General features: G+C 73.6%; 18 protein-coding genes. 11 read left to right on the forward strand and 7 right to left on the reverse strand.

Annotation, left to right across the window (positions count from 1 at the left end; genetic code table 11):
- Positions 1-65 precede the first annotated feature (65 nt).
- On the forward strand, positions 66-1,559 hold the full coding sequence (locus ACGF5U_RS17290) for a hypothetical protein (protein WP_392818608.1): 1,494 nt from the start codon (positions 66-68) through the stop codon (positions 1,557-1,559).
- A 219-nt stretch (positions 1,560-1,778) separates the two neighbouring features.
- Here ACGF5U_RS17290 and ACGF5U_RS17295 read toward each other — a convergent pair whose 3' ends face one another.
- Complete coding sequence (locus ACGF5U_RS17295; protein ID WP_392818610.1) at positions 1,779-3,347, reverse strand: PP2C family protein-serine/threonine phosphatase; 1,569 nt, start codon at positions 3,345-3,347, stop codon at positions 1,779-1,781.
- A 461-nt stretch (positions 3,348-3,808) separates the two neighbouring features.
- Between ACGF5U_RS17295 and ACGF5U_RS17300 the strand changes: the two genes are divergently transcribed.
- On the forward strand, positions 3,809-4,828 hold the full coding sequence (locus ACGF5U_RS17300; RefSeq protein WP_392818612.1) for an NAD-dependent epimerase/dehydratase family protein: 1,020 nt from the start codon (positions 3,809-3,811) through the stop codon (positions 4,826-4,828).
- Positions 4,829-4,847: 19 nt separating this feature from the next.
- Here ACGF5U_RS17300 and ACGF5U_RS17305 read toward each other — a convergent pair whose 3' ends face one another.
- Both ACGF5U_RS17305 and ACGF5U_RS17310 read right to left on the reverse strand, forming a co-directional pair.
- A complete protein-coding gene (locus tag ACGF5U_RS17305; RefSeq protein WP_392818614.1) occupies positions 4,848-6,119 on the reverse strand; it encodes a cation:proton antiporter in 1,272 nt (423 codons plus the stop codon).
- Positions 6,120-6,185: 66 nt separating this feature from the next.
- Entirely contained in the window at positions 6,186-7,004 is an 819-nt protein-coding gene (locus ACGF5U_RS17310; RefSeq protein ID WP_392818616.1) for a VOC family protein, read from the reverse strand.
- Between the two features lie 233 nt (positions 7,005-7,237).
- Between ACGF5U_RS17310 and ACGF5U_RS17315 the strand changes: the two genes are divergently transcribed.
- Positions 7,238-8,800: a DUF6056 family protein gene (locus tag ACGF5U_RS17315; protein WP_392818819.1), complete on the forward strand. Its 1,563-nt coding sequence runs from the start codon at positions 7,238-7,240 to the stop codon at positions 8,798-8,800.
- Here the strand turns inward: ACGF5U_RS17315 and ACGF5U_RS17320 are convergent.
- The gene (locus ACGF5U_RS17320; RefSeq protein WP_392818618.1) at positions 8,775-9,764 is read right to left on the reverse strand and encodes a glycosyltransferase family 2 protein; all 990 of its coding nucleotides are present in this window, start codon (positions 9,762-9,764) and stop codon (positions 8,775-8,777) included. The genes ACGF5U_RS17315 and ACGF5U_RS17320 overlap by 26 nt on opposite strands.
- A gap of 400 nt (positions 9,765-10,164) precedes the next feature.
- Here ACGF5U_RS17320 and ACGF5U_RS17325 point away from each other — a divergent pair, with 400 nt between their 5' ends.
- The 5 genes from ACGF5U_RS17325 (at position 10,165) to ACGF5U_RS17345 (ending at position 19,191) form a co-directional block, all read left to right on the forward strand.
- Positions 10,165-12,195: an HSP90 family protein gene (locus ACGF5U_RS17325; RefSeq protein ID WP_392818620.1), complete on the forward strand. Its 2,031-nt coding sequence runs from the start codon at positions 10,165-10,167 to the stop codon at positions 12,193-12,195.
- Entirely contained in the window at positions 12,192-15,245 is a 3,054-nt protein-coding gene (locus ACGF5U_RS17330) for a tetratricopeptide repeat protein (RefSeq protein ID WP_392818622.1), read from the forward strand. Before ACGF5U_RS17325 ends, ACGF5U_RS17330 begins: the two co-directional genes overlap by 4 nt.
- A 76-nt stretch (positions 15,246-15,321) precedes the next feature.
- Positions 15,322-16,371, forward strand: a complete 1,050-nt coding sequence (locus ACGF5U_RS17335; RefSeq protein WP_392818624.1) for an ADP-ribosylglycohydrolase family protein — start codon at positions 15,322-15,324, stop codon at positions 16,369-16,371.
- A 124-nt stretch (positions 16,372-16,495) separates the two neighbouring features.
- Positions 16,496-17,884, forward strand: coding sequence for a cytochrome P450 (locus ACGF5U_RS17340; protein ID WP_392818821.1), 1,389 nt, complete (start codon positions 16,496-16,498; stop codon positions 17,882-17,884).
- Positions 17,885-17,928: 44 nt separating this feature from the next.
- Positions 17,929-19,191 carry a hypothetical protein gene (locus tag ACGF5U_RS17345; protein ID WP_392818625.1) on the forward strand — a complete coding sequence of 421 codons (1,263 nt, stop codon included), beginning with the start codon at positions 17,929-17,931 and terminating at the stop codon, positions 19,189-19,191.
- Between the two features lie 25 nt (positions 19,192-19,216).
- On the opposite strand, the gene ACGF5U_RS17350 is transcribed toward ACGF5U_RS17345, so the two are convergent.
- Entirely contained in the window at positions 19,217-19,399 is a 183-nt protein-coding gene (locus ACGF5U_RS17350; protein ID WP_392818627.1) for a hypothetical protein, read from the reverse strand.
- Positions 19,400-19,794: 395 nt separating this feature from the next.
- Here ACGF5U_RS17350 and ACGF5U_RS17355 point away from each other — a divergent pair, with 395 nt between their 5' ends.
- Positions 19,795-20,364: a peptidase inhibitor family I36 protein gene (locus ACGF5U_RS17355; protein ID WP_392818629.1), complete on the forward strand. Its 570-nt coding sequence runs from the start codon at positions 19,795-19,797 to the stop codon at positions 20,362-20,364.
- 134 nt (positions 20,365-20,498) lie between these two features.
- Here ACGF5U_RS17355 and ACGF5U_RS17360 read toward each other — a convergent pair whose 3' ends face one another.
- Positions 20,499-20,888: a rodlin gene (locus ACGF5U_RS17360; protein ID WP_392818630.1), complete on the reverse strand. Its 390-nt coding sequence runs from the start codon at positions 20,886-20,888 to the stop codon at positions 20,499-20,501.
- 117 nt (positions 20,889-21,005) lie between these two features.
- Positions 21,006-21,884, reverse strand: coding sequence for a trypsin-like serine protease (locus ACGF5U_RS17365; RefSeq protein WP_392818632.1), 879 nt, complete (start codon positions 21,882-21,884; stop codon positions 21,006-21,008).
- Positions 21,885-22,158: 274 nt separating this feature from the next.
- Between ACGF5U_RS17365 and ACGF5U_RS17370 the strand changes: the two genes are divergently transcribed.
- The gene (locus tag ACGF5U_RS17370; RefSeq protein ID WP_392818634.1) at positions 22,159-23,508 is read left to right on the forward strand and encodes a YncE family protein; all 1,350 of its coding nucleotides are present in this window, start codon (positions 22,159-22,161) and stop codon (positions 23,506-23,508) included.
- Between the two features lie 154 nt (positions 23,509-23,662).
- Positions 23,663-24,151 (forward strand): excalibur calcium-binding protein, encoded by a 489-nt coding sequence (locus tag ACGF5U_RS17375; protein ID WP_392818635.1) that lies wholly within the window; start codon positions 23,663-23,665, stop codon positions 24,149-24,151.
- Positions 24,152-24,288 lie beyond the last annotated feature (137 nt).

A 24,288-nucleotide genomic window follows, 5' to 3' on the forward strand; every position in this document is an offset into this window, starting at 1 on the left:
CGAATAGTCGCCAGCCCTATGACAGCGGGCTACTGTCAACTCAGCCGAGAACCTGGGGGCTTGACGTGACCGGAGAACCCAATACCCGCCTTGCGGATCTGTTCGGCCTGGCCGGCTGGTCGAAGGGCGAACTCGCGAGACTCGTGAACCGGCAGGCGGCGGCCATGGGCCATCCGCAGCTGGCGACCGACACCTCGCGCGTGCGGCGCTGGATCGACATGGGGGAGACCCCGCGCGATCCCGTACCGCGGGTGTTGGCAGCACTGTTCACCGAGCGACTCGGACGTGTCGTGACCATCGAGGATCTCGGGTTCGTACGGCACGGGCGCGCCGGGAAACGGCGGGACGTCAGGAACGTCGACAACCCTGACGGGCTGCCCTGGGCGCCCGAACGTACGGCCGCGGTCCTCACCGAATTCACGGGAATGGACCTCATGCTCAACCGACGCGGCTTGGTGGGCGCGGGTGCCGCGCTCGCCGCAGGCTCCGCACTCACCAGTGCCATGCACGACTGGCTCCACACCGACCCGGCACTCGCCGGCGACACCCCCCGTCTCGACGATCCGCTGCACGCCGACCCCGCCGGTTTCGACCGCTACGAGGCCGCCCCCATCGGGTGGCAGGAGATCGAGGAACTGGAGACCTCGGTCGAAGTGTTCCGCGCCTGGGACGCCGCGCGCGGCGGCGGGCTCCAGCGGAAGGCGGTGGTGGGACAGCTGAACGAAGTCGGCGGCATGCTGGCCTACCGCCACCCCACCCCCATCCAGAACCGGCTGTGGGGCGTCGCCGCCAACCTGGCCGTACTGGCCGGCTGGATGTCCCACGACGTGGGTCTGGAACCCACCGCGCAGAAGTACTTCGTCATCGCCGCCCACGCGGCGCGCGAGGGCGGCGACCGGCCACGCGCCGGCGAGGCGCTCTCCCGCGCCGCCCGCCAGATGGTCCACCTCGGGCGCCCCGACGAGGCCCTGGACCTGATGAAACTGGCGCGCTCCGGCTCGGGTGACCAGATCCTGCCGCGTACACAGGCCATGCTGCACACCATCGAGGCCTGGGCGCAGGCGGCGCTGGGCAGGGGCCAGGCGATGCGCAGGACCCTCGGCGAGGCCGAGGAGCTGTTCGTCTCCGACCGGACCGACGTGCCCCTGCCGAGCTGGATGCAGACCTTCAGGAGCGAGGACCTGTACGGGATGCAGGCGCTCGCCTACCGGACGCTCGCCGAGCACGAACCTGGCGCGGCCAAACAGGCCCAGCACTTCGCGCAGAAGGCCCTGGAGCTACGGATCGACGGCAGGCAGCGCTCCAAGATCTTCGACTTCCTCTCCATGGCATCGGCCTGCTTCATCGCCGACGACCCGGAGCAGGCGGACCGCTACGCCCGGCTGGCGCTGGTGTCGATGGGGGCCAACTCCTCGCAGCGCACCTGGGACCGGCTGCGCCAGATGTACCGGCTCACCGGTCAGTACGCCGGATACTCCAAGATCGACGATCTGCGTGAGGAGATCCAGGTCGCGATGCCGAAGCCATCGGTGAAGAAGCGGCGGACCAACGAGATCTAGCGGGGCGGGCACCTGCCCGCCACCCGCTCGCCCTAGCCGGCGTCAGGCCGACGTCGGGCAGGCGACCGGTACGGCCACCGAACCCGGAATCCCCGGGAACCCGGATCCCCAGCACACCAGACCCGACAGCATCGCGCGACCCGCCGCACCCGCGACCGGCCGCGCCTCGACCCCCACCCGTGGCGGGGGTGCTCTCCCGCGCCCGTCGCCGTGCCCGTGTCAGTCGCCGACCCTGGCGACCATGACACAGGCGTCGTCCTCGCGAGGGACCTCGCCGAACACCTCGACCACCATGCGTACGCACTCCTGCGCGTCGCGCGCGCGCGCGAACCGCGGTGCCAGTTCCAGCAGCCTGTCCGTACCCGATGTGTCCAGGGGGTTCCTGCCCGGGCCCCGGGTCAGCCCGTCCGTGTGCAGTACCAGCAGGTCGCCGGGGTGCAGCCGCACCTCGGCCTGCTCGTACGCCGCCCCGGTGGTCGCCCCGAGCAGGACACCGTCCGGCCGTGCCAGCGCACGCCCCGTCCCGTCGCGGAAATGCAGCGGGGCGGGGTGTCCGGCCTGTGCCCAGGCGAGGCTGCGCGTCGCCGGGCTGTACCGGCAGCAGACGGCACTGCCGAGAGCCGGCTGTGCCGAGGTCTCCAGCAGCCGGTTGAGATGGCCCATCAGCGGGCCGGGCCGGATCCCGGCGACGGCCATGCCGCGCAGGGCACCGAGCAGCATGGCCATCGAGGAGGTGGCCGACACCCCGTGTCCGGTCAGGTCGCCGACGCTCAGCAGCGTGTCACCGTCCGGCAGTTCCAGGGCGTCGTACCAGTCGCCGCCGATCAGGGCGCTCGTCCCGGACGGCAGGTAGTGCCCCGCGATGTCCAGCGCCCCGGGGCCGTCGTGGGTGAAGCGCAGGGGCCCGCGCCACGGCGGCAGGACCGCCTCCTGGAGTTCCACCGCCATCCGGTGCTCGGCCTGTTCCAGCTCCAGCCTGCGCCGCAGGGAGTCACGGGTCTCGCGGACCGCCCGCTCGCTGCGGCGCAGTTCGCTGACGTCCCGTAAGACGGCCCACATGGAGGCGGTGCAGCCGTCCGTGTCGAGTACCGGTTCGCCCATCATGTGGAGCGTCCGCACCCGTCCGTCGTTACGGACGATGCGGAACTCGCCGTCGATCGCCTTGCCGTCGATCAGACAGTCCGTCACCATCGCCGTGAGCACCGGCTGGTCCTCGGCGAACACGAGGGACGGCAGCTCGTCCAGTGACATGGGGCCCGCCTCGGGGGACCGGCCGAAGATCTGGTAGAGCTCGGCGGACCAGCTGACCTCGTCGGTCAGCAGGTTCCACTCGGCGCTGCCCACCCGGCTGAGCAGCGAACCGGCCTCGTCCAGACCGGGTTCAGCCGCTGCCATGGCGGATGCGGATGCGGATGTGGATGGCGAACCGGGATCGGGAGCGGAGCCGGAACCCGGCCAGGGCGCCGACCGGTTCGCGCCGCGCGGGCGCGGCCCGCCGCCGGGGGGAGGCTGTTCGTCCGTCGCCTGTTCGAAGGTGGCCGGCAGCCCTGCGGTGAAGCCCTGCCGCAACTGCCCCAACTGGGCCCGCAGATCGTCCAGCTGGTGTACCGCCAGGTCGCACAGGGCGCGCTGCCAGCGGCCCTGCGGGTCGTCCTCGCTCGCCGCGGCGTCCCTGCGTACGGCGTCGACGTCTCCGCGCAACCTGCGTGTCTGCGAGATCAGGGCGTCCACCGTGCCGCGCTCGGGCGGCTGCTGGGCGGGACGGTCCGCGAAGAGATGGGGCGGCATGTCGTACTCCGATACAGGCGCGGCGGCCAGGGCCTGACAAGCAAGGACCGGATACGACTGTTGCACAGGCGGCGACGCCCTGTAAGGGATTTGGCAACACTCGATCCGGTGGTGCTTCTGACATATGCCAAAGGCGAGGAGGCCCGACCTGTCGGCCGGCTCTCCCGGACCGGGGCTGGGCCGAGTGTACGGAGAGAGCGGTCCGTGTGCCACGTCCGGCATGTCGGGCACGGTCACTCTCCGTGTCAGCCCCTCTGGTGGATCGCCCTTCACCGGGTCGTACCCGCGTCCCCGCACCACCCTCGTGCGGGTGAGTCTCGTGATCGCCGTGTTGACGGAGAGGCCGCCGTGCCCGGTTCCGGAACCCGGTTCGGCGGGTACCCGGGTGACCCCGGCGCCGCCCTGGCGCCGCACCGGGCCGAACCGTCCCAGCGGCAGCATCGGAGGGCAGGAACGTGAGCATGGAACCCGGCAAGAGGGTCGTCGTGACCGGCGCGACCGGGAACGTCGGCACCAGCGTGGTCGCCGCCCTGGCCGACGACCCGCGCATCGGCTCCGTACGCGGGCTGGCGCGCCGACTGCCCGACTGGTCACCGCCCAAGACCGAATGGGTCTCCGCCGACCTCCGGCGGGACACGGACATCGCCGGCCACGTCGAGGGCGCCGACGCCGTGGTCCACCTGGCCTGGGCCTTCCAGCCGACCCACGACCCCACCGCCACCTGGCGCACCAACGTACTCGGCAGCCTGCGGGTCTTCCGCGCCGTCGTGGACGCCGGCGTGCCCGTGCTCGTCCACGCGTCATCGGTCGGCACGTACTCGCCAGGCCCGAAGGACCGCGCGGTGGACGAGTCCTGGCCCACGCACGGCTGGCCCGAGGCCGCCTACTGCCGCGAGAAGGCCTACCTGGAACGCGTCCTGGACGCCTTCGAACTGCGCCACCCCGATGTCCGCGTGGTCCGGATGCGCCCGGCGTTCCTGTTCAAGGAGGAGTCGGCGAGCGAGCAGCGCCGGATCTTCGGCGGGCGCTTCCTGCCCGGTCCGCTGATCAGACCCGGCTTCGTACCCGCCGTCCCCGACTTCCCCGGGCTGCGGTTCCAGGCGCTGCACACGGACGACGCGGCCGACGCCTACCGGCTCGCGGTCCTGAGCGACGTGCGCGGCGCGTTCAACCTGGCCGCCGACCCCCCGATCGGCGCCAGGGAACTCGCCGGGCTCCTCGACGCCCGGGTCGTACGGATGCCCCGTCCCGCCGCGCGGGCCGCCCTCGCCGCCGGGTGGGGCCTGCGCCTGGTGCCCGCGTCGCCGCAGCTGTTCGACGCGGTGCTCAGGCTGCCGCTGCTGGACGCAGGGCGGGCGCGCGCCGAGCTCGGCTGGCAGCCCCGGCGCAGTTCCCTGGAGGCGATGGAGGAGATGCTCCGGGGCATGCGGAGCGGTGCCGGGATGGAGACGCCTCCGATGGCCGGCCGCAAGGCGAGCTGACCGGGCCGGGGGCGGCGCCTCACCGCGTCTCACCGCGCGCCGCCCCGCTCCGCCGCCGGTCCACCCACTCGATCGCCGGAGTGGCCGTGATCCCGTGCAGGACCACCGAGGCGACCACCGTGAAGGCGACCACCGCCCACAGCTCGTCGGCCCGCCCGCCGAAATCGTCGTGTCCGAGCGCGTACGCGAGGTAGAACAGCGACCCGATCCCGCGCAGCCCGAACACCGCGATCACCAGCCGCTCCCTGGCGTCGGCCGCCCCGAACCCGATCAGCGCCAGCCGGCCCACCACCGGCCGCACCACCAGCAACAGCAGCAGCGCCACCACCGCCCCCCACCCGCCCAGCGCCGCCAGGCCCCCCGAGGCCACGTACCAGCCGAGCAGGAACAGCAGGAACGCGGTCAGCAGGCGCTCGATCTGCTCGGTGAACTCGTGCAGCACCTGGTGGTAGCCGTGGCTGCGCTCGGCGGCCCGCAGGGTGCAGGCGGTGACGAACACCGCGAAGAAGCCGTAGCCGTGCAGCAGCTCCGCCGCGCCGTACGCCAGGAACGTCGCGCCCAGGGCGACGAACCCCTCCATGTGCTCCGACAGCCGCAGCGCCGACGCCCGCACCCGGAAGAACATCCAGCCCAGCAGCCGGCCGACGGCCAGCCCCGCCAGCAGCCCGACGGCGCACCTGCCCAGCACGTCCGCGAGGACCCAGCCGCCCACCCACCGCCCCGACCAGCCGTCCCCCGCCACGGCGGCCCAGCCGACCGCCGCGAGGACGAACGGGAAGGCCAGGCCGTCGTTGAGGCCCGCCTCGCTCGTCAGTGTGAAGCGGGCCTCGTCCTCGTCGTGCTCCGTGTCCGTCGGCTCACCCACCCGGACCTCGGCGGCCAGCACCGGGTCGGTGGGGGCGAGCACCGCCGCGAGGAGCAGTGCGACGGCCGGCGGCCAGTCCAGCAGCCACCAGGCGGCCACGGCCAGCACGGCGACCGTCAGCGGCATGGTGATGCCGAGCATCCGCCAGGTGCCCGACCAGCCGCGCGGCCGTACCGGCCGGTTGATCGCCAGCCCGGCCCCCATCAGCGAGATGATCACGCACAGCTCGGTCGCGTGCTCGATCCACAGCCGGTCAGCCACCGGATCGATCTCGGGCAGGGGCAGCCGTACGACGTACGCGAGCACGCCCGCCGCGAGGAACACCATCGGCATCGAGAACGGACGCCGGAACACCAGGCGCGGCAGGACGGCCGCCGCGAGCGCGCCGACCCCCAGCGCGCCGTAGACCACGTCCGAGAGCGTCACCCGCACCATCCTCGCCCCGGGACGCCGACACCGCGCCCCGAACCACCGGCACCCGGCGGAACGGGGTCAGACGCGGCGCTCGCCCGACGGCGCCAGGGTGGTGAGCGTGAACAGCCCGCCGTCCGGGTCCCGCAGCGTCGCCTGGACGCCCGCCTCGTGCGCGATGACCGTCCCGCCGTGCTGCAGCGCCGCCGTCACGCACCTCTCGACGTCCGGTACGGGGAAGTACACCTGCCAGCGCGGCCGGATCGCCGGATCCGGCGCGGCCTCCAGCGCCCCCGAACTCAGCCGGGCGGCGACATGGCCGGCGCTGCGCAGGACGACCTCGTCGCCCTCGTACTCGACGTCGCAGCAGCCGGGGCGGCCGCACGCCCACTCCAGCACCTCGCCGTAGAAGATCGCCGCCTCGAACGCGTCCCTGGTGTGCAACCGCACCCACGCCGGGGCCGCGGCCCGCCAGGTCTCCCAGCCCGCGGGCAGCTCACCCTCCCAGATGCCGAACACCGCTCCGTCCCGGTCGGCGGCGAGAGCCCCGCGCCCCAGGATGAAGGCGACGGGGCCGACGGCGACCGTGCCGCTGCGCTCTCTGATGCGCGCCGCGGTCTGATCGGCGTTCTGCACGGCGAAGTACGGCGTCCAGGCGACGGCCACCTGGAAGGCCGAGGCCAGGGCGCCCATCCCGGCGATCGCCTTGCCGTCGACGTGCGCGACGCTGAACTCCTTGCCGAGCCGGGCCGGGCGGAACTCCCACCCCATGACGGCCCCGTAGAACTGCTGTGCGGCATGCAGGTCCCGGGTGGTCAGGCTGACCCAGCAGGGTGCGCCGAACACCGCGTCCGTGGACCTCACCCTGGCCGTCGTGGCCGCTGTCGGTTCTCTGTTCATAAGCAAAACCGTTCCGATCGCATCGCGCGTCGTCCGCCCGCTACCCATCCTTGCACTGTTTGCGGAAGGGAGCCGTGTTCACACCGCCCGCGTGGTGCGGCGGCCGGAACCCGGCCCCGCGGACCCGGGGGCGCTGCGCGCGTCGGGTGAAATCCACGGGAGCGACCAACGTGATCGCCGAAAATCACCTCTTGGGTGTCGTCCCAGTGGTTTCCCGAAAGGCAGTGGTGAGCATGCCCATCGGCGCGTCGAGCGTCACCGTCCGCGACGGATCGGGCGGAAGTCCCGATCCCGGGCGCCCGGACGGCCCCGACGGCCGGCGCCGGTCGTGGACGACCGCGTGGACGGCGGCCCTGGCCCTGCTGCCGCTCGGCCTGCTGGCGGCGGCGGCCGTGCTCGGCCGGTACGTCCGCCCCAGCGCCGACGAGTGGTGCTTCCTGCCGCAGGTCCGCGACCACGGCATCGCGGGCATGATCGAGCAGTTCTACGTCACCGACAACGGCCGCATCGCCAACGGCCTGCTCGTCGGGCTCTACGCGAAGTTCCCCATCGGCGGCCACCAGTGGTACCCGCTGATCAGCGGGGTGGTCATGCTGGGCGTGCTGTGGGCCCTGACCGCGCAGCTGGTGCGCAGAGCCGGGCTGGCGGTGCCGCGCGGTGTGAACCTCCTGGTCGCGGCCATGATGGCGGCGGTCTTCCTGTTCGCCACGCCCAACACGTACAAGACCTTCTTCTGGCCTGCCGCGTCCGTGTCGCACACCCTGGCCCCGGTGCTGGCCTGCGCCGCGGTGATCCCGCTGCTGCGCGCCCGTAGCAGGGCCGGCCGGATCGCCGCGCTCGCCGCGGTGCTGTTCGCGGGCGTCTTCATGGGCACGCTGTCGGAGGAGGTGTCGGTCGTCGCCCTCGTCGTGCTCGGCGGTGTCGTCCTGGTGGCCGGGGCGGTCTTCGTCGAGCGGGTCAGGCCCTTCGTACGGCTCTGGGCGCTGGCCGGCATGGCCGGCGTCGCCATCGGCACCGTCCTGCTGATGACCTCGCCCGGGTCACGGCACCGGCGCTCGCGCTACGGCGCGGACACCACCTACATGCTGGCCCCCGATTCGCTGCTGGCCTCCCTGCGGCTGTACGTCCGCATCCTGGAGACCGTCCTGACGACCTGGCAGTACGCGGGAGCCGTCGCCGCGGGCGTGATCCTCGGGCTGCTGGCCCGGCGCCGTGAGGACACCGGACCGACGCGGGTCCTGCTGCCGTGCCGCCCCCTGGCGCTGCTGTCGTTCGGCGCGCTCGCGTTCCTCGTCTCCGGCTACCTGTGCACCGTCATCACGTACCCCGTCTTCCGCGAACGCGTGCTGTCGACCGAGCGCACCTGGAACGACTACCTGCTTCTGCTGGTGCTGCTCCTCGTGGCGGGCGGGGCCTTCCTCGGGCGCGCGCTGCGGATCCGTACGGCACGGACGGCGGACGGAGGGACCGCGCGTGTCCGGTACACGCCGCGCACGGCGTTCGTGGCGGTCGCCGCCGTGTCGGCCGCGGTCTGCGCCGTCTCCGTCGCCGGCCTCGCCGGACCCCTGTACGAGCTGGGCCACGACATGCGGGTACGGGCCCAGAAGTGGGACCGCCAGGACCGGTGGCTGCGCGAACAGGCAGCCGACGGCGTCAGGGTCGCGCCCTACACCCCGGTGTCGGTCTCCTCGATGCTGGAGCCGTTCGGCGGGAACGGCGCCCGGCCGTGGCCCGCGCGGTGCGTCGCCGAGTACTACCACCTCGACCGGGTCACGTACGGGACGAGCCTGCCGTGACGGCGTCCGACCCGGCGCCGGCTCCCGCACGCGGGGCGCCGGCGCTCGCGTCCGTCTCCCGCACCACGTAGGGCGGCCGGCGCTTGGTCTCGTGGTAGATCCGCCCCACGTACTCGCCGATGACGCCGAGCGTGGCGAGCTGGACGCCGCTGAGTGCCACGATGGCGGTGATGAGCGTGGCGTAGCCGGGCGTCTCGACACCGTTCAGGACGACGTTCCCGATGATCCACAGGGCGTACACGAGCGCCGAGACGAACAGCCACAGGCCGGTGTGGATCGCCATCCGCAGCGGCCTGCTGTTGAAGGACAGCAACCCGTCGATGCCGTAGTTCAGCAGCCGCCGCCCGCCCCACTTCGAGGTGCCGGCCGCCCGCTCCACGTTCTCGTAGCGGAAGGCGACCGTGTCGAAGCCGATCCACGAGAACAGCCCCTTGGAGAACCTGTTGCTCTCCGGCAGCGACAGGACGGCGTCGACAGCCCGCCGCGACAACAGCCGGAAGTCCCCCGCCCCGTCGATGACCTCCACATCCATGAAGCGCCGCACGAGCCGGTAGTACGCGCGGCTCACGGCCGCCCGCGCCACCCCCTCGCCGGTGCGGTCCCGCTGGGCGATCACCTGGTCGTAGCCGCGCCGGTGAAGGTCCATCATGCGGGGGATGAGCTCGGGCGGATGCTGGAGGTCGGCGTCCATCAGGACGACCACCGAGCCCCGCGACATCCGCATCCCGGCCAGCATCGCGGACTCCTTGCCGAAGTTCCGGCTGAAGGACGTGTACCGCACGAACGGATGCTCGGCCGCGAGCCCGCGCAGCCGCTCGACGGTCCGGTCGCCGCTGCCGTCGTCGACGTAGCAGATCTCGAACGTCGCACCGGTGGCTCCCAGCGCGGCCACCAGAGCCGTGTGGAAGGCGTCGATCACCTCGCTCTCGTCGAAGCACGGGACGACGACCGAGATCTCCACCATTGCGTCTCACTCCAGGCGCGGGTTGTGCGGGCGGCGGCGGACATCGGGACGAACCCGCCGCATAGGGAGGATGGCCGTCGGGCCATCGGGGTTGCCTTCACGTCCGTACCAGTGGAGCGCCGCGCCGTACCGGTGACACCCGCAGGCCATCCGCATGGGTGAGCGGGCAGGGCGGCCGTCACCCGGTCGGACCGGCGCCCCGGGGAAATCCCGGTGGGCATTGTCAGTGGTGCTCCCTACGATGGTCAGCAATTCCGAGTCCTCCTCAGGGCGCACGGGTGTTCGTGCGTATCCGGAGGCCAGGGCCGGGCCCATCGCGTTCGTGAGGGGGGGACCCCGCGATCGCCCGACCCGCACCCGCGGCCTCCGTCCGGGACCGTGCGGCTGCCCCCGTCTGCCTATGAACCTCCGCTCGCCCGAACCCGCCGACGCCCCCGACTTCTCCGCGCTCGCCGCCTCCGCGGCCGGCTCGGACGCCTCCTCCTCGCCCGCCGCCTCCTCCGTGCCCTCCGCCGCCTCCGCGTCCGCCTCGCCCGCCTCCTCCTCCGTGCCCGCCGCCTCCGAGCCGTCGGTCAGCAGCTTCCAGGTGGATCTGCGGGGCCTGGTGGACCTGCTGTCGCACCACCTCTACTCCAGCCCGCGTGTCTACGTCCGCGAGCTGCTCCAGAACGCGGTCGACGCCGTCACCGCCCGCCTCGGCCACGACCCCGGAGCGCCGACGCGGATCCGGCTGACCGCCACCGGCGACGCCGTCGTCATGGAGGACACCGGCATCGGACTGACGTCCGACGAGGTCCACACCCTCCTCGCCACCATCGGGCGCAGCTCCAAACGCGACGGCCTGGAGAACGCGCGCCAGGAGTTCCTCGGCCAGTTCGGCATCGGGCTGCTCGCCTGCTTCGTCGTGGCCCGCGAGATCCGCGTGGTGTCCCGCTCCGCCCGCAAGCCCGAAGAGCCGCCCGTCGAGTGGCGCGCGAGCGACGACGGCTCGTACACCGTCCGCGTCCTGCCGCACGAGGCGCGGCCCGAGCCGGGCACCACGGTCCGGCTGGAGCCGAGGCCCGGTGCCGAGGAGTGGACGGAACCCCGGCGTGTCGCCGAACTCGCCCAGGACTTCGGGTCCCTGCTCACCCACGAGGTGACGTTCACCGGCCCCGACGGCATCGACCGCCCCGTCACCGAGCGTCCCGCCGTGTGGGACCGGGCCCACCCCACGCCGACCGCCCGGCGTGTCGCCCTCGCCGGACACTGCTCGCGCGTCTTCGGATTCACCCCGCTGGACTCCATCGACCTCGATCTGCCCGTCGCCGGCGTACGCGGCGTCGCCTACGTCCTGCCGGCCGCCACCAGCCCGGCCCACCGGGCCGCCCACCGCGTCTACCTCAAGGGCATGCTGCTCACCGACCGGGCGGACAACCTCCTGCCCGACTGGGCGTTCTTCGTCCGTGTCGTCCTCGACACCGACACGCTCCGCCCGACCGCCTCCCGGGAGAACCTGTACGACGACGAGACCCTGGCCGCCGTCCGCGAGGCGCTCGGCGCCCGCGTCCGGCAGTGGCTCACGGAACTGGCCACCGGGGACCCCGACCGCCTCGCCGCCTTCCTGACCGTGCACCACCTCGGGGTGAAGTCGCTGGCCCGGCACGACGCGGAACTGTTCGCGCTCATGCTGCCCTGGCTGCCGTTCGAGACCAGCGACGGCCGCGTCACCCTGGACGAGTTCGTACGGGCCCACCCCCGGGTCCACTTCACCCGGACCGTCGAGGAGTTCCGCCAGGTCTCGCCGATCGCCGCCGCGCACGGCCTCGGCGTCGTCAACGCCGGGTACACCTACGACGCCGACCTGATCGCCCTCCTCCCGAAGATCCGCGAGGGCGTCACCCTCACCGAACTGGACGCCGGCGCGGTCACCGCCCACCTCGACCCGGTCGAACCCGCGCGGGAACTGTCCCTCGCGCCGTTCCTCGCCACCGCCCGCACCCGGCTCGACCCGCTCGGCTGCGACGTGGCGCTGCGCGCCTACCAGCCGGTGACCGTGCCCGCACTGTTCCTCGACGACCGCGAGGCCCACCACGAACGCGACCGGGCGTCGGCGGAGGAGGGCGCGGACGCCCTGTGGAGCGACATCCTCGGCGCGCTGCGCGGCTCCGCGCCCCGCGCCCGCCTCGTCCTCAACGACAACAACCCCCTCGTCCGCCGCATCGCGGCGATCGACGACCCCGAACTGGCCGGAACGGCCGTCGAGTCGCTGTACGGGCAGGCCCTGCTCATGTCCCAGCGACCCCTGCGCCCGGCCGACACCTCCCTGCTCAACCGGGCCTTCCTCGGGCTCCTGGAGTGGGCCACGCACCCGGCGGGCACCCCGTCCACCCCCGGTACGACCTCCGGCACGATCCCCGGCACCATGCCCGGCGAGGAGAACGCGTCATGACCACCGGCCTCGACCCCGAGGACATCCGCCGCGCCCTGTGGGAGAACCAGTCCGCCCCCAACGGACTCCTCCGCAACGCACGCGGCGAGGAACTCGTCGCCGCCGCCGAGTCCACCGGCGACCCCGGACTCCTGCGGGCCGCGCTCTTCGGTCTGATCAAGGCGTACGAGTACAGCACCGAGCGCGGCAAGATGATGGTGCCGTTCGCCCGGCTGCTCCAGGAGTGGGACCGCGACCCGTCCGCGTTCGACGCCCACGACACGCACACGCTCCACTGGATGTTCAAGTGGGTCAGCTCCGGCATGCTCACCCTGCCGGAGATCCCGCTCGCCACCATGGAGCGATGGCTCGGCGAGATGGAGAACCGGTACCGCACGGCCGGCTTCACGGAACGTGCCGTACGCCAGGCCGAGTTCGAACTCGCCCACGACATCGGCGACACCGAACGGGCGGCACGCGCGTTCGCCTCGTGGACCGCCGCCGACCGCGACCCCATGGCCAACTGCAACGCCTGCGAACTCAACGACCAGGGCACCTACTGGACGACCCTGGAACAGGACGACAAGGCCCTGCACACCTGGGAACCCGTCCTCGCCGGCCGGGCCCGCTGCGCGGAGGAGCCGCACCGCGTCCTCGCCAAGTCACTGCTCCCGCTGCTGCGCACCGGCCGGCCCGACGAGGCCAGGGCCCACCACCTGCGCGGCTACCGCATGGCCCGGGGCGACGAGAGCCTGCTGCCCTCCATCGGCCTGCACATCGAGTTCTGCGCGCTGACCGGCAACGAGGGCCGGGGACTGGAGATCCTCGCGGAGCACGCCCCGCACCTCGCGTCGGACGGCAACCCGTGGTCCCGGCTGGAACTGCTCGGCGGCACCCTCGTCCTGCTGCGCCGGCTCCTGTCCCTCGGCCTGGACGCGCAGCCCTCGGTCGCCTTCCGGGGCACGGGGCGCACCGTTCGGGAGCTCCACGACCTGCTGGACGCCGAAGCGGCCGGGATCGCCGCCCGTTTCGACGCACGCAACGGCAGCGCCGTCGTCTCCGGGCGCCTGAAGGAGCGGCTGGAGCGGGAGCCCCTCATGGACCGCCTGCCCCTCGGCGTACGGGCCGCCTCGCTCGCGCCCCCGGCGGCGGCCGCCGAAACGCCCCCGACGGCGGGCGGGGCCCCGGCGGCCGCCGCCGGTACGCCCGTGACCGGCACGCCCCGGGCGGCGCGTGCCGGACGGTCCCTGCCGGAACTGGCAGCCGAGGCGCGCGCGCTGCGCGCCGCCGGGCACCCGGCGGCCCAGGCGGCCTGGGACCTGGCCGAAGCGGCCCGCGACCAGCTGCCGGAGACCGATCCGCTGCTGGACGCGGACCTGCTGGAGCACCGGGCCATGCGCACCGCGCGGGCGGGCGCGGACGACGCGCGCGAGCTGTTCGAACGGGTCGTCGCCGCGTACCGGGCGGCGGGCGAGCCCAGCCGCGCCGCGCTGAACGAACTGCGTGTCACGGTCGCCGCCGCGCGGACGGGGGCCGAGCCATCGGAGGTGCGCCGGCTGCTGGAGGCGGCCGCCTCCGCCGCGCGGGCGCTGGACCCGGCGGACCCGACCAGGAAGCGGCGCCTGGCCACGGTCGCCCTCACCCGGATACGCCTCGCCGCGGCGCTCGGCCACGAGCAGGACGAGGCCCACGCACGGCTGGACGAGCGACTCGCCTCCTTCGTCACCGAATTCTCCGCCGCGACCGCCGCCGGGCACGCGCCGGACGACCGGCACGACGCCGCCGAAGGGCGCGCCCCCGACGACCGGCACGACACCGCCGACGGCCGCGTCCCGGACGTCGAGGCCGACGCGCTGGAGGATCTCATCGCCGAGGCGGAGGTCATGCGCGCCACCCACGCCTGGCAGGCCGGCGACCCGCAGGCGGCCGACGCCCTGCTCGCCTCCGCCGCACAGCGCTGCGTGGCCGCCGGCCGCGGCTGGGACGCCGCCGAGCCGCTCGCCCGGCGGGCCAGGCTGCTGATGGGCCTGGGGCGGCCGGCGGAGGCGGAGCGGTCGGCGCGCGCCGCCGTCGAGCACGGGGCCGAACTCGTGGCACCGGAGGACATCGGCCCGATACGGCTGACGCTGGCGGAAGTCCTGTGCCAGCAGCAGGGACAGGAGGCCGAGGCCGCGGTCCACGCGCTCGAAGCGGCGCACTGGTTCGACGCGGCCGGGGACACGGCGGGCGCCGGCGCGTACGCACGCTTCGTCCTCGCCCAGGCGTACGGCGAGAGCGGCCGCCCGGCCGAAGCGGCCGAGGTCCTGGAGTCCGCGCTGCCCGACCTTCTGGAGCACGGTGACGAACAGGCCGTGCGGGCGCGTGACGTGCTCGGTCGCTGCCTGAGCGAACTGGGCGACCGGCGGGCGGCCGCCGAGCAGTACCTGCTGGCCGCCGAGGTGGCCGAGGACTGGGAGCATCCCGGCCCGCACGCCAGGCTGGCCACGCTCGCCGCCGAGTCCCTGGCCGCCGCGGGAATGCGGGACGAGGCCGTCGCCGCCTACCACCGCGCCGTCGAACTCTGGCGGACCGTCGGCGACCCCGCGTCCCTCGCGCGGGCGCTGCGCTCCCTGGCGTGGCTGGAGGCGGGGGCGGGCGACTCCCGGGCGGCGAAGGACCTCATGGGCCGGGCCCTCACGGCACTGGACGGGGACGGGCCCGACGGCGAACTCCTGATGGAGCGGGCCCGCACCTGGTCGCAGACGGCCGAACTCCTGCTGGACGAGGTGTACGAGGCGGAGGAGGCCGACGAGCAGGACGACACGGAGCTGAACGCCGTACGGCACGAGGCCATCCTCCTCCTGGAACGGGCGGACACGGCGTTCGCGGGTCTCGGTGAACGCTTCCTCGACGAGCGCGTACGGTGCGTCCGGGGCATCGCCTGGACGGAACGGGGCGCCGGCCGCACCGCCGAGGGCGCCACCCGGCTGCGGTCGCTCATCGCGGAGTTCGAGGCACTCGACACGGACGAAGCCCGCTCCTGCCTGCCGGGCCTCCGGCACGCACTGGAACAGTTCACCCCCGACGCCTGACCCCACGCCCCGGTGCCGCCCGCACAGGGCGGCACCGCAGGGCCGGGCACCGCCCCCACGGCGCTACGCTGCACGCGTGATCGACAGCGGACGAGCTCGCGGCAGCGCACCGGCCGTCGACGGCGGACGGGCCGTCGGCGCGGTCGTCGGCTCCGCCGTAGGGGACGCGCTGGGTGCCCCGTTCGAATTCGGGCCACCTGGGGCGTTCTCCGCCCGGTTCCCCGACCGGCGCCCCGACGCGGCGAACCCCGGTGGTGAGATGTGCGGCGGCGGGGGCTGGGATCCCGGCGAGGCGACGGACGACACACAGATGGCCGTGCACGTCGCCGAGTCGCTCATCGAACGCGACGGCCTCGACCTGCCGGACGTGTTCGCGCGTTTCCAGCGCTGGGCCGCTTCCGAGCCCAAGGACATCGGCCTCCAGACCGAGGACGTCCTGACCAACGGCATGCCCTGGGACCTGGCGGCCGCCGCGCACTTCCAGGTGAACCGCCGCGCGGCCGGAAACGGCGCCCTCATGCGGGCCACCACATCCGCCGTGTACTTCGCGCGCTCCGGGCGTGCGGCCACGATGGACGCCGCCCGCCGCATAGCCGCGCTGACGCACGGGGACCGCGCGGCCTGGGAGGGCACGGCCGTCTTCCACGAGCTGCTGCGCGTCGCCCTCGCCGGAGGCGACCCGCTCGCGGCGCTCCCCGACACGCTCGCCCTCGTCCATCCCGACCACCGCGAGCGGTATGCGACCGTGCTGGCCCCGCACTGGCACCCAGACCTGGCCACGGAGTTCAACGGAGCCGTCTGGCCGTGCCTGGCCTCCGCTGTCTGGGCACTGCGCACCACCGGCTGCTACGCCGACGCCGTACGGGCCGCCATCGACCTCGGCGGCGACACCGACACCGTCGCCGCCGTCACCGGCGGCCTCGCCGGGGCGGTCCACGGGTTCGACGGCATTCCGCCGCACTGGACCGAGCCGCTGCACGTCCCGCTGCCGGGGGCGGGCGACCGGGTCCTGCGCCTCCCGGACCTGATCGACCTCGCCGGGCGCCTGGCACGTCCGCACAGCAGCGCTGGGCGCTCCGGTAGGTGGACGCCGGGGGCTCAGCTGCCCCCACCCGTACGGGGCTGAATGCCGCACGTGCGGGGCATTCGGGCGGCACCGGAGGGAATGCTCACCGGGCCGAACCCGTCCCCGGGCGCGCGGCCCGCGCCGGGGGCGGCCGTCGACCAGCTTCCGGGAGGCCCCCTTGCCCGTGTCCACCCTGCCCCTCGAACCCGTACCGGGGCCGCGCGGGCTGCCCCTGCTCGGCAACCTGCCCGCCTTCGGCCGGGACCCCCTCGGCTTCCTGGTCCGGCTGCGCGACGAGTACGGCGACGCCGTGACCTGGTCCCTCGGGCCACGGCGGAGCCTGTTCCTCTCCCACCCCGAGCACATCGCCGAACTCCTCGCCGCCCGCGAGACCGGCTACGACATCCTGGAGATCGGCTGGGCGTTCAAGCAGGTCACCGGTGACAGTGTCATCCTCAGCAAGGGAGCCGACTGGCGGCGCAAGCGGTCGCTGGTGCAGCCCACCGTCCGCCCCCGCCAAGTCCGCTCGTACGCCGCCACCATGGTGGCCTGCGCGCGGGAGGCGGCCGGCGCATGGCAGGACGGCCGGCGCATCGACGTCCGCGAGCAGATGGCGCTGATCACCCAGCGGATCGTGCTGCGCACCCTGTTCGGCAACGACCTCGGCGACCAGACCCGCGCCCTGGGCGACGCGATGAGCGTCGCCGAGGAGGTGATCGGCGCGGAGCTGCGCGGCATCAACCTCTTCCTGCCGGGCTGGATCCGCACCCCGGCCCGCCGCCGGCTGCTGCGGGCCGTGGCCGCCATCGACGCCGAGGTGCACCGGCTGATCGACGCCCGGCAGCGCAGGCCCGACGACATCGAGGGCCGCGACGACCTCCTCAGCAGGCTCCTCGCCGCCCGCGACGACGAGGACCGGCCCCTCACCGCGAAGGAGGTGCGCGACGAGGCCGTCACCCTGTGGGCCGCCGGACACGAGACGACCTCCACCGCCCTCACGTGGACCTGGTTCCTGCTCGCGACCGCCCCCGACGTCCGTGAGAGGCTCGACGCCGAACTCGACCAGGTGCTGGGCGGACGGCCGCCCACCATCGACGACCACGACCGGCTCGTCTGGACGGGGCAGGTCGTCAAGGAGGCCCTGCGCCTGTACCCGCCCGCCTGGCTCATCCCCGCCGTCGCCCGTGAAGGCGCCACCCTCGGCGGCACCCGCATCCCCACCGGAACCATCGTGTGGTGCAGCCAGTGGGCCACCCACCGCGACCCCCGCTGGTTCCGGGACCCGTCCCGCTTCCGCCCCGAACGCTGGGGCCCCGACGCCCCCGACGTCATCCCCGACCACGCCTGGTACCCCTTCGGCGGTGGACAGCGCACCTGTCTGGGCGCCAGGTTCGCCCAGGTGGAGGCCGTCCTGCTGCTCGCCACCCTCGCTCAGCGCTTCCGCCTGGAACTGCCGCCCACCGATCCCGGCCCCAGGGTCGGCCTGCTGCTCCAGCCGTCCGCACCGCTGATCGCCACCGTGCGCGCCCGTGACATCCCGGCCATCCGTCGCATCCCGCCCGTCACCTCCTAGTTGTCGGCGGGAGCCGCCGGGGGAGCGGATACGGTGCTGGTGTGATGATCGATGGGCAGGAAGTGACCGGCACGGCGCTCGTCCTGGCGGCCGCGCCGGTCGGCAAGGGGCGTCTCACCGACGCGGTGTCCGTGCTGCCGGTACTGGCCGCCGTGCCGCCGGGCGCCCTGACGGGTACGGCCGTGGCGAGTCTCGTGGAGCTCGCCGACCCCCTCGACCCGCAGACGGTGCTGACCCGTCTGCGGGCGGCGGCCGCGTCACCGGGGCCCCTCACGGTCTGTATCGCGGGGCAGCTTCAGCTGGACCACAAGCAGCGCCTCCCGCATCTCGCGCTCGCCCGCAGCTCGGCCGCCACGCTGCGCTACACCGGCCTGCCCTGGCACTGGCTCGCGGGGGAACTGAAGCTCCGCAGGCCCGGCACGACCACCGTCCTCGTGGATCTGGTCGCCGACGGGGAGACCTGGCAGCACCTCACCGGCGACGGGTCCCCGCCGTCGCGGGGAGCCGCACCCGCGGGTGGGCCGGGCCGCGTGCTGGCCCTGGGGTGGGGGATTCGTCTCTACGGGTGGATCCAGCCGCCGCCGGTCCGGCGCACCACCACGGCGCCCGCCTACCTCAAGTCCTGCGCGGCGATCTGGCGCAGCGGGTCGCGTCCGCCGCTCGCCACCCTGCATCAGCAGGCGCTGGAGCGGACGGGCGTCGACGGTGAACTGCTGCTGGCCGTCGACACCACCCCCGAGGTCGTTCCGGTGGCCGTCCCCACCACCGTCCCGTCTGCCGTCCCCACCACCGTCCCGGCCGCCGCCCCCGTGGCCGCCCCCGCGACCGCCGCTGTCCGCCCGGTACCGTCCTCCGGACCGGCCTCCGGGACGCCCGATCCGCATCCGGCGATCCTCGACGCCGCCCGCGCGGGCCACCACGGTGAGGCCGCGGCCGCGGCGGCCGCCTGGGAGGAGCAGGCGCTGCGCGCGTACGGCCCCGGTTCACCGCAGGCCATCCACTGGCTGGAGGTACGTGCCGACCTGGCACGGCTCGCCGACGACCCGGCGACGAGCTGCCAGTTGTGGATGACGGCCGCTCACGCCCGCCTGGAACGGCAGCAGCCGACGGACGCCCCGGACGTCGAGGGCGCCGTCGACCGGGCCCACCACCAGTGGGAGCGGCTGCGCGACCCGGAGGCCGCCATGGCCCTCGCGCCCGCACTGGTGGCGCTGCGCCGCCGGGTGCCCGGCCGGCAGCGCGGTGCACTGCTCGCGGTACAGCGCCGACTGGAGCGCTGGCACACCCCGGCGACGCCGTCGCACTGACGCGTCGCGCGGGCGGCGCGCCGGATCAGTCCTTCACGTTGCCGTCGGCCTCGTCGTCGGCCGTGTCGTCTTCGCCGAGGACGGTGTCGAGCACACCGACGCTGTCGAGCGGGCCGGAACCGGTCGTCGCGCTGTCGGCGACGGCGTTCGGGGGAGGGGAGACCAGGGCGGTCACGACACCTGCGGCAAGGGATGCGATGGCGAGCATGCTGCGCTTCTTCATGCACCGTTCAACTGCGCTCGGCGCCATGGGTTACGGCCCTCTTCGCCGAGAGGCTCACGGGCGTCCCCCCCCCAGCCCCGCCACGCTGTCACCGCGGGCATGTGCCGCGGGCTGTGCGTTGCGGGCCGTGCGGCCGTGAGCCGTGCGCCCCCCGGGGAACTCCGGGACATTCTCCGTACGGGTGATGCCGGGCGATTTCCCGGATCCCCGCCGGTCCCCTTCGGTACGGTCCCGGGTGACCGCGAAAACCTCGTCGAATCGCACGTTCCCGTGGAACTCCAGGACTCCTCGACTCCCGGACTCCGTCGACATCCAGGTCTCCGTCGGATCCCGGATTCCCGCAGCTCACGAGCGCGCGCGATGCACAAGGGGGAACACTCATGCGAAACACGAAGCGAACCGTCGGCCTCATCGGCATCACGGCCGTCGTGGCCGGCATTCTCACCGCGCCTTCCGCCTCCGCCTCCGCCGTGGCGGAAGCGGGCCGGCCGGGCGCGATCGCGTCCTTCGAAGGACGGTCCATCGACCTCGCTCTGGACGGCTGGCAGGGCGCCCAGACCTGTGTGGTCGACGCCCCGGAGAGGATCCGCTGTTACGGCGAGGCCGCCGAGGCCGACGCCGCCCTCGGATACACGAGGACGGCGGATCCCCTCGTACGGCGCGCCGCGTTCTCGGCGGCGGCCGTCCCGGCGTGCGCCTCGGGCTGGCTGTGCCTCTACGAGCACACCAACGGGGGCGGCCGGCGGCTCATCTTCAACGACGAGTACTGGCACAACCTCTACGACTACGGCTTCCAGAACCAGACGAGTTCCTGGCGCAACACCCAGTCGTCCGGTGACAGCGGTGGTCTGCGCATGTCCGACAACCAGGCGCAGCTCTGGATCGGCGCGCCGGGGTACGTGTCCAACATCGGCATCTACAACGACCGCGCGTACATGGTCCACGGCTGAGCCGAAGCCCCCGGCCGCGCGCCGGCCGGACGAACCGGTGGCCGGACGACCGTGAACGGCGAACCGGTGCGCGACGCACCGGTGGCCGGGTGCCGCGTGTGAACGCGCGCGACACCCGGCCACCGGGATACGGCTCACTCGTCGACGGCGGCCGCTCCGTTCTCCGCGATGACGTTCTCGAGGATGTGCGAAAGGGCGCTGTCACCCTTGACCGCCGTGGAGTTCTCCACGCACTGCTGGTTCTGCGTGTCGTTCAGGATGTCCTGGACGCCGATGTTGATCAGGAGGATGTTCTGCACATCCGCCTGGGTGGGCAGACCGACGCAGAGCTTGTTGAGCGAGCCCTGGACGAGGCCCATCTGAGGGCTCATGGCGCCACCGGTGACGGTGTTGCCGTACGACTGCTCGGAGAAGTTGCCGTTCTGCGTGTCCACATCGTGGTCGCCCACGGCGGCAGCGCTCTGGGCAGAAGCTCCCAGGACAGCCACCGCGATACCGGCAGCGGCCAGAGCCTTCTTGATCATGGTCCATCCTTCTCGTCGGGACCCGGTGTCGGATCACCGTACGTAACTGCGGAAGGAGGATCCACGTGACGGGCGCGATGTCACGCTCGTCCGACTTCACTCATTCGGCCGCGACACTCAGGGCAGTTTCACGAACGGGGAGAGGAAGGCCCGTGCGCCGGGGCTGTCCAGACGGTACGTCACATTGGTCGCGTAACACGGAGAGTCACCCGTGATGGTGGTCGCGACGAGGGTGAGCGTGCCGTTCAGCACGGCGAAGTTCGGGCCGCCCGAGTCCCCGTAGCAGGCGCCGCCGTTGCCCTGCGGCGCGGTCATGGCCAGCCGCAGCCAGGCGCCGTTGAGCGCGTCGTACGTGACCGGGGCCTTCATCCGGACGCCGCCGCCGGGGTGGGTGTGCCCGCCGGGGCCGCGACGGGCCTCCTGCGTGCCGTAACCCGCCACGGAGAACGAGGTGTCCCGCAGCCCCCGGGGGCCGAGCGCGCCCAGCTGCCCCGCCGTGGGCAGCGTGGCGGGGGAGAACGACCAACGCGCCTTGACCTTGGCCGCCGGAAGCTCGACGACCGAGATGTCGCGCGTGTCCGAGGCCGGGCCCGGATAGCCGGGGTGGTTGTGGGCCGTGCCTTCGACACCGACGGCCCGGGCCGCGGCGGCCGGGTCGCCGGGGTGCCGCGCGGCGGCCTGGTCAAGGCCGCCCTGGACGTCCTGGTCGAGGGAGACGTAGAACCTCACGTTCGACGGCCAGTCGGTCGTGCAGTGGGCGGCGGTCAGGAAGGTGTCCGCGTCGATCATGGTGCCCGAGCAGACCCAGTCGACCCGGTCCGGGGTCGCGGGGTCGTCGTCGTTGTCCCAGGTGGCGACGAGTGCACCGACCTCGGTGCGCTCCGGCGCGGGCGTCGCGTTGTACGAGTTGATCGCGGACGACGGCAGGGCCGCGCTGAGGACGATGGCGCAGGCGGCGACGGTGGCCGCGCCCACGCGTATCGGTACGGCAGTCAAGACGTGCCCTTCGGGTAGGGGAACGGGTGGTTCTCCTGTGGGGGACCGACAGTGAAGCGCGCCCGCGACCCCTGCGGCAAGAGGCCGGCGATCAGCAGCCGACGGCCGTGCCCGTGCCGTACGAGCCGACCGGCCGCGTCCCGCCCATGCCCCGCCGGTCCGAACTCGGCGTGCCCGCCTGCGGATCCGGGGCTCGTTGTCAGTGCCTCGCCGTAGATTGCGTGTTCCCGTGCCGGAGCCGCCGGCGCGCTTCCGCAAGGAGGAACGACCCGACGTGCGCATACGTCAACTGGCCACGAGAGCCGCCCTGTCCGTCGCCCTGAGCGCGGGCCTCCTCGGTACGGCGGCCGCCACCGAGGCCGCCGCCGACAGCAGCACGCAACTCCCCATCGCCGGCCACGCCGACATCGTGGTGGACGGCGTCCACGACCGCGTCTTCATCAGCGACCCGGACAGCGGCAGCGTCGTGGTGACCGACTACGACGGCACCGTGATCGAGCGGATCACGTCCCAGCAGGGCGCCTTCGGCCTCGCGCTCTCCGAAGACTCCACGACCCTGTACGTCGCGCTCAGGGACGCCGACGCCATCTCGGCCGTCGACACCGCGACGCTGCGCGAGACCGCCCGCTACGCCACGGGCACGGACACCGAACCGCAGTACCCCGCCGTCGCCGGAGGCCGCGTCTGGTTCGGCTACGGCGGACCCACGCGGGGCGACATCGGCTCCCTCGACCTCACCGGCCCGCAGCCCGCCGTCGGCCTCGGCCACGTGGGACGCAAGTGGTACACGGCCCCCATGCTCGCCACGTCTCCCGGTGCGCCCGGCATGCTCGTGGCCGGTGAGACGAGCAGCAATCCGCCGCAGCTCGCCGTGTACGACGTGAGCGCGGGCGGCACACGCGAGACGGCCTCGCTCACGGCGTCCGGCGGCAGCGTCGACGACCTCGCCGTCACCCCGGACGGCACCGAGGTCGTCGTGGCCAGCGGCGCCCCGTACCACCACCAGGTGTACCGGACATCGGACCTGTCGGTGAGCGGCCGCTACACCACGAACGCCTATCCCAACGCGGTGGCGATCACCCCTGACGGCAGCACGGTCGCGGCGGGCATCAACGGGGCGTACGACCCGGACGTGTACCTGTTCCGCGCGGGCGCCGACACGGTGATCCGTACGTACGACTTCCCCTCCACGTCCATCAACACGACCACGCTGCGGCCCGCCGGGCTGGCCTGGGCGGACGACAACAGCAGGCTGTTCGCCGTCACGAAGACCTACGAATCGCCCACCCTCACGCTGCGCGTCCTGAACGACCCGGCGCGGGCGGTCACCACCGTCACCCTCGACGCCCCGCCCACCGCCCCCCTGGGGAAGAAGCTCACCATCACCGGAACCCTCGCCTCCGAGACCCCGTTCCCTGCCGGAACCACAGTGCGGGTGACCCGCTACGACTACGGGCTCCCGGAGGAGGGCCTGGCGCTCGGCTCGTACACCGTCGCGGCGGACGGCACCTTCGCGTTCACGGACCGCCCGGACACCGTGGGCCAGACGAGCTACGCCGTCCGCTACGCGGGCGACCCGCAGCACACGGCGGCCCAAGGCGTCGCGTACGTCGACATCACCTGACGCGAGACCCGCACCGCCCGGACACGCTGTCCGGCGGCGCGGCCTCACCCGAACGGCGCACCGGCCGGCCACGACCGGCCGAGTGGCGGGGCGCCCCCGTCCTCCTTATGGTCGACGGGGGCGCATGGTCGCGAAGACGACGAGGAGGTATCCCATGGACTTCCGAGCGACCGCGGCCGGTGCGATCCTGTTGTGCGCCGTCCTCGTACAGTCGACCGGCCCCGCGTATGCGCGGCAGGATGTGAACTGCCCCGACTTCGTCTACCAGGAAGACGCCCAGGCCGTTCTCGACCGGGATTCGAGCGATCCCCACCGGCTCGATGAGGACCAGGGGCCGGACGACGGCATCGCCTGCGAGAACCTGCCCCGCAGGGCGGTGAACGTGCCGCCCACCGCCGCCGCCACGCCCGCTGTCCCCGGTGAGCCGGTGCCGGCGGTCACCGGGCCGGACGCGCTGCCCACGCGCGGGGTCAGGGGCGGCAGCGGTACTACCGCCGACGGACCCGGCGCCGGACGGGAGTTCGGGCTGCCACTGACACTCGCGGGCGCGGCGGTCGCCGTCGGCTTCCTCGCGACCCGGCTCCCGCACCGGGACGCGGGACGGCGGCGCTGCGCGGCCGACGCCCGTCGGCGTTCCTCGTAGGAGCCCGCCAGCGGGGGGGGGGGGGGGGGGGGGGGGGGGCGGGGGGCGCCCCCCGGGGGGGGGCCCCCCCCCCCGGGGGCGGGGGGGGGGGGGGGGGGGGGGGGGGGGGGGGGGGGGGGGGGGGGGGGGCGACACAC

The organism is Streptomyces sp. NPDC047886 (assembly GCF_043204435.1).
Taxonomy (GTDB): domain Bacteria; phylum Actinomycetota; class Actinomycetes; order Streptomycetales; family Streptomycetaceae; genus Streptomyces.